At 62.6% G+C, this 6,047-nt stretch carries 6 protein-coding genes; 5 read left to right on the top strand and 1 reads right to left on the bottom strand.

Translation table 11 applies throughout. The annotated features are described in order from the left end of the window. From P3W85_RS16370 to P3W85_RS16355, 4 genes are all read left to right on the top strand, one after another. On the top strand, positions 1-1,991 hold a 1,991-nt coding region (locus P3W85_RS16370), incomplete at its 5' end, for a YadA family autotransporter adhesin (RefSeq protein ID WP_276265547.1). Positions 1,992-2,062: 71 nt separating this feature from the next. Beyond that, on the top strand, positions 2,063-2,926 hold the full coding sequence (locus tag P3W85_RS16365) for an OmpA family protein (protein ID WP_017224155.1): 864 nt from the start codon (positions 2,063-2,065) through the stop codon (positions 2,924-2,926). A 314-nt stretch (positions 2,927-3,240) separates the two neighbouring features. Continuing rightward, positions 3,241-3,927 (top strand): 2-dehydro-3-deoxy-6-phosphogalactonate aldolase, encoded by a 687-nt coding sequence (locus tag P3W85_RS16360; protein WP_276265546.1) that lies wholly within the window; start codon positions 3,241-3,243, stop codon positions 3,925-3,927. Between the two features lie 73 nt (positions 3,928-4,000). Then, positions 4,001-4,849, top strand: coding sequence for a hypothetical protein (locus P3W85_RS16355; RefSeq protein WP_017224153.1), 849 nt, complete (start codon positions 4,001-4,003; stop codon positions 4,847-4,849). A 42-nt stretch (positions 4,850-4,891) separates the two neighbouring features. On the opposite strand, the gene P3W85_RS16350 is transcribed toward P3W85_RS16355, so the two are convergent. Further along, positions 4,892-5,212 (bottom strand): hypothetical protein, encoded by a 321-nt coding sequence (locus P3W85_RS16350; protein WP_276265545.1) that lies wholly within the window; start codon positions 5,210-5,212, stop codon positions 4,892-4,894. A gap of 109 nt (positions 5,213-5,321) precedes the next feature. On the opposite strand from P3W85_RS16350, the gene P3W85_RS16345 reads away from it, so the two are divergent. Next, positions 5,322-6,023, top strand: a complete 702-nt coding sequence (locus P3W85_RS16345; RefSeq protein ID WP_276265544.1) for a hypothetical protein — start codon at positions 5,322-5,324, stop codon at positions 6,021-6,023. The last annotated feature ends 24 nt before the right edge of the window (positions 6,024-6,047 follow it).

Raw genomic sequence — 6,047 nt, 5'->3', positions numbered from 1 at the left:
TGAAGAGCGTGGCAAGCAATGTGGAGCAGGTTGCCGAGAACGCGGTGAAGTACGACGACGCGAGCAAGGGCAGCGTCACGCTGGGCGGCACGGCATCGGTGGACGGCGGCGTGACCGGCGGCACCAGGATCACCAACGTGCACCAGGGCGACGTGAGCGCGACCAGCACCGACGCGGTGAACGGCGCGCAACTGCATGCAACCAACCAGAAGGTGGAGCAGAACACCACCAGCATCACGAACCTGGGCGACACCATCACCAATGTGGCGGGCGACACCAGCGACACCTATGTGGCGCAGAACGGCCGCGGGGTGAAGTATGTGCGCACCAACGACACGGGTCTGCCTCCGGACGATGCGCATGCCACGGTGGCGGGCGCCACGGCGGTGGGTTATGGCGCAAGCAGTACCGCGGCAGACGCGGTGGCGATCGGCCGCAACGCCAGGGCGACAGCCGCCGGCAGCGTAGCGCTGGGCGCCAATTCAGTGGCGGACGGCACCACCCTGGGCAACGCCGCCTATATGGTCGGCGGCACCGCAACAGGCGAGGTGAACGTGGGCAACCGCCGCATTACCGGCGTGGAAGCCGGTGCGGAAGACACCGACGCAGTCAACGTGCGCCAGCTGAAAGCGGTCAACGCCAACATTACAAACATCGCCAACGGCGCCGTCGGCATGTTCCAGGTGAGCCAGGACTACAACACACCGGCACCAAGCGCGCTGGGAGCAAAATCGGTGGCGGGCGGCGCGAACGCAGTGGCTTCCGGCGCCGATGCCATGGCTGTCGGGAACAACACCAGCGCATCGGGCAACGCCAGCGTAGCCTTGGGCAATGGCGCGGTCGCGTCCGGAGCCGGCAGCACCGCGGTTGGTAACGGTGCCGCGGCCAGCGCATCCGGCAGCGTGGCGCTTGGCAACGGCGCGAGCGATGGCGGTCGAGGCGCGGAGAGCTATACGGGCAAGTACTCGAACGTGCAGAACGACACGGCCGGTACCGTATCCGTCGGCAATGCACAGACCGGCGAAACGCGCACCATCAGCAATGTGGCGGACGGAAAGAATGCCACCGATGCCGTAAATCTGCGCCAGCTAGATGGTGCGGTGAAGGCCGCCAACGAGTATACGGATACCCGGATCGAAAGCATTTCGAGCGACATTACCAACATCCACAATGGCGCTGCGGGCATGTTCCAGGTCAGCAAGGATACCAACACGCCGTCACCTTCCGCCACCGGCGCGAACTCCGCCGCCGGCGGTTCCGGATCCATGGCATCCGGCGCCAACAGTACCGCGGTGGGCAACCAGAGCCAAGCGACCGGAGCCGGCAGCACTGCCTTGGGCAATGGCGCAGTGGCCAGCGGCCAGAACTCCGTCGCCCTGGGAGCCGGTTCCAGCGATGGCGGCCGCAGCAATGTGGTTTCGGTCGGCAGCGCTGGCGCCGAGCGCCAGATCGCCAATGTGGCGGCAGGCACGGCAACGACAGACGCGGTCAATGTGGGGCAGCTCAAGGCGTCGGAGAACGGCAGCGTGCGCTATGACAAGAACGCCGATGGTTCGACCAACTACAACAGCGTCACCATGGGCGGCGCCAATACCACGTCACCGGTGGCCGTTCACAACGTGGCAAACGGCGTTGCCGCTACGGATGCGGTCAATGTCCAGCAGTTGAGCAACGGCGTCAGCAGCGCGGTATCCCAGGCGAACCAGTACACCGACACGCAGATCAACCGGCTGCGCGGCGACCTGGACCGCTACGAGCGCGATGCCAACGCGGGCACCGCGGCAGCCATGGCCATGGCGGGCATTCCGCAGGCGTCCCTGCCTGGCCGGAGCATGCTGGCCGCGGGTGTCGCAGGCTATCGCGGGCAATCCGCGCTGGCGATCGGCATGTCGGCGCAATCCGAGAACGGCCGATGGGTCTACAAACTGCAGGGTTCGGCAAACACCCGCGGCTCCGTTGGCGTAGCCGCCGGCGCGGGTTTCCACTGGTAATTGCCAGATACCCATTTTTTGGTTGCCCGGGAGCGCGCGCGCTCCCGGGCTAGAAACTGAGGCAACGGATCATGAAGAAGAGTATGAAACGCGTCACCGGCCTTTGTGCCGGCACAGCGCTCCTGATGCTGCAGGCTTGCGGAACAATGTACGTCGGTGAGCGCGCGAACAAGGACGGTGAGGCTGGCGAAGTCGTCTTTCCCGCGGTGGAGCGGGATGCCTGGATCAAGGAAGGTACCTTCCCCAATCTGGACAATCTGCGTCAGGTGGCTCCCGGCGTCACCAAGCCACAACTCTATGCCCTGCTCGGCCATCCGCACTTTGGAGAGGGCCCTTTCGGTGTCAAGGAGTGGGACTATATCTTTAACTTCCGCGATGGGAATAGCGGAGGAAATGTGGTCTCGTGCCAATACAAGGTGATGTTCGACAAGGAAGCCAAAGGCAGGTCCTTTCACTGGAAGCCGGCAGCCTGTGCCTCTGTATTGAAGGAGCCACTGCCCACCACCGCAAAGCTGACGGAAGTCGTACCCGCCGCGGCATCCAGGACGGTGTCGAAAGTCACGCTCGGCGCCAATGCCCTGTTTGCTTTTGGCCGCTCGGGCCTGTCGGATATTTCCGCCGATGGCCGGCGGGCTCTGGGAGACGTTTCGAAGACGCTGAGGGAAACGCGGCGGCTTGAAAGTGTGACCGTGATTGGTCATACGGACAGAATCGGTTCCGCTGCCTATAACCAGCGGCTTTCCGAAGCGCGCGCGGAATCGGTGCGGAATTATCTGGTGGAAAGCGGTGTCTCGCCGGCGCTCGTCTCGGCCAGGGGGAAGGGTGGCACGAATCCCGTCGTGACATGCGATGAGGCGGGCCGGGAGGCATTGGTGCAATGTCTTGCGCAGAATCGACGGGTCGAGATTGTTGGCGTCGCCGTCGCCGCTGAGTGAGCGGCAATTCGCAATGCCTGCTTCGGGTAGCCGGGGTTTTCCCGATGGACGCCTGGCGGCACTCCTGCCACCGGAGCGTCTGCCGGATGTAAAAAGCGGCTGAATTGTCGGCGCCGGCAATTCGAACCCCATCTTGTCGAGACTGTTCCCCGATGGCCAGGCACCCCGCCGGCCGTTTTACCCCCAAGGCTATTTTTCCCCCGTAGCCCTGGGGGCTTTTTACGGTAGAAGGCGGCTGGGCGCGCTGATCCGGATGCCCAAGGCCAAGTCGCCTCTGCATTGTCCGGGGATGGGCTGTCGCGAAGGGAAGGTCTTTGCTTTCGACTTCTAGCTTTATGGGTGGTGATATGGCGAGGCTTCCTGTGGAAGGCAGCGGGTATGCTGATGGCTTTGAAAATGTCATGATGCGCCGCCCTTTGGTGGCGATCTTGAATGGGGTCAGGCCGGACGACATAGTCGTGATTGCCGACGCCATCATAAAGCGGGGCATCAAGATCATCGAGGTTCCTCTCGAATCTCAATATTCCCTGCTGAGCATTGCGCACCTGAGAGCGGCTTTTGATGGCTGCGCGATGATTGCGGCAGGAAACGTCACATGCGTATCCGATGTGAAGCGTGCAGCCGGTGTCGGGGCGGCAATCATCACATCTCCAAATATCAATACCGCCGTTGTTCGCGAGGTGCTCAGCGCCGGCCTGGTTTCCGTCCCCGGCGTTTCGACGATCACCGAGGCGTACGCCGCGATCGAAGCGGGTGCGCATGCGATCAAGGCTTTTCCCGCAGAGCAGATCGGCCCGAAGAGCATTGCGGTATGGAGTAAATCCCTGCCGCCGGGGACGAAGATACTCGCGGTAGGGGGTATCGACGAACACAATATCCGCGTCTATCGAAATAGCGGTGCCACCGGCCTTGGGCTGGGAGAGGCGCTGTACAAGCCAGGCTTTACCGTGGACGACGTCGGCACGCGCGCAGCGCGGCTGTGCGCCGCCTGGGAGAAATAGCGCCGCACATCCGGCACGGTGTCCGGGTTCAGAAGTGAAGCCCCCGGGGCGTTGGCCCCGCCTTTCAAATGTCTTGGACTACGAATTTTTCATGAGAATAAGTGCCTGCTATGATTCGGCCGCCTCGTATGGGGTTGAGCGGAGGGAGAATGCATGGCTGAATGACCTGGATCTATATCTGGGCTCTTGTTTTGGCATGCTTGGCGGCAATCCCCGGGCGGCGGTCTGGTTCTGCGATGTGAACAACGACTACAGCATCGGGAGAAACATTGTGATCACGAAGCCACCGTTGTCTCCCACTGCCTGGGATTTCAGCTTTCGTGAAGAAAACCGCGATGCGATGATCTATTGGTTGACGTACCAGCGTATCGCCAGGGTCATGGCATCGGCGCGCGCTACAACATTGCAGCGGCCGGAATTGGAGTGCGATTGGCGGTCTTACTACGAGAATCATCTGTATGGACCGAGCGGCGCGGAGATGAACGTGACGCTGTATCCGCTGAGCCGCAGCGCGGAGATGCTGAATGGCTGGATTAAATGCGCTTTTTCCAGCGGCGCCAGGATCAGTGTCAGGAAATATGTCGACCTTTGCAGGAATGGGCTCAGGTTCAAGTTTATAAACTCGCTCCGCAGCCGTCTGATGCCAAAGGTGGTGGTCTGTCTGGGCGACAGCGCAAGGCGAGAATTCGTGCGTGCGTTCGATCTGGACGGGGTCGGCATGCGGGAACATGTTCTAAAGCCGGCCGACCAGGAGAGGGTTATCCATAGTTCGGTGAAGGATGGAACGACCTGGGTCTTTTGTCCGGCACTGGCGGGCGTAAGCGGGCTTTGCTCGAACGTTTTCCTGGACGAACTGGGAAAGCTCATTTCCGGCATGCTCGAACCATCGGATTTCACAGACACCCTGTATCAAGCGCGCTGACACCCCCGGTGCGCAGGCGAACGCCTGCAGCGCAGCGGACTGTCAATCTTCAGCATGGAGCCGGATCGGTTCTCCACCGATCCGGCTCATCATCCGCTGCCCGGGCTCGCCGCCAAGCTCGAGCCGCACGCAGCGCGCAATGTCTTGCCCGGCTGCGATCCATGCTTGCATCGGGCCAAGCTCCGGCAGTCTGCGCGTTGCAATGATAGAGCCTGCTCCGTAAAGAATAGCCTCCATCTGCTCCTGTATTTCCCGCTTGCCGTACGGCAACATTCCCTCCAAGCCAATACCGCCATTTAAGGTGGCAACTCCCGGGCCCCCAGGGAGCACGGTATTGCGCGACATCCGAAGAATCTGTCCCATGCCGGGCGGCGCGGCCACGCGCTAGCGAAGATTCGGCGCGCCCGTTCCGATTGCCGCCGGGCGCACCGATTGCACGGCATCGTTGGCGCCAAGGGAAACTGCCTCAGCCATGAAGTATCAGTTGTTTGCATTGGCCGGGTGTCCGGCCAGCGCCGCTCTCGCGCTATTCATGCGGGATGCCGGTATCGAGTACGACCGCATCGTGCTGGCGTCACCGCGCCACGCCGCCGATGTATTGGCTCTTCTTTCCGAATCCGAGTCGCGTTGCCCGGCCTTGAGCTATCGCGAGACAAGCGCAACCGGCCTGGCGGCTTGCCTCGCGCTTCTCAGCCAGAGTCAACCCGAACGCGCGTCGCTTGCGCATCTGAAATTCCCCGCAACGGACGCGATGCTGATTGACGGCGTGCTTAGCGGCCGTGTGCTCATGGCCAGAAACGAACGGGCATTCTCGCTCGCACTCGCGGACCTGCGTGATGCCATCCGCGAATGGAGCAAGGCGATGCCGGCGCCGCAGCGCCGCGCCGGCTTGTTTGTGCCGTACCTGGACCTGCGTGTCGCGAACGGACTGTCGGGTGGCAGGTTCAAGCTTGCCGGTGTGCTTGGCGCCGACGAAAACGCACTGGAGTCGATGGCCTATCGCTTGCCGGGCGGATTCGAGGACGCCTATCTGGACCGGCTGAGGCGAGGGCGGAGCTGGGTCTATTGGGAGGGGGACGCCAGCATTCTCGGCGGCCGCGCAATGCCGCGCATGGGTAGCGGAATCCGGCCGGCAGCCATCGGCAAGCCGGCGGCCGGCAGTCTGCTGGCCTGATTTGCCGCAGGCACCCGCCACGCG

This window comes from Cupriavidus basilensis (assembly GCF_029335485.1).
Lineage (GTDB): Bacteria > Pseudomonadota > Gammaproteobacteria > Burkholderiales > Burkholderiaceae > Cupriavidus > Cupriavidus basilensis_E.
Note: the sequence above shows the minus strand (reverse complement) of the source record. Positions and strands in the feature narration are given on the sequence as shown.

Coding starts and splice junctions, on each gene's coding strand:
- P3W85_RS16365 (WP_017224155.1), top strand. CDS start 2,063: ATGAAGAAGAGTATGAAACGCGTCACCGGCCTTTGTGCCGGCACAGCG.
- P3W85_RS16350 (WP_276265545.1), bottom strand. CDS start 5,212: ATGGGACAGATTCTTCGGATGTCGCGCAATACCGTGCTCCCTGGGGGC.
- P3W85_RS16345 (WP_276265544.1), top strand. CDS start 5,322: ATGAAGTATCAGTTGTTTGCATTGGCCGGGTGTCCGGCCAGCGCCGCT.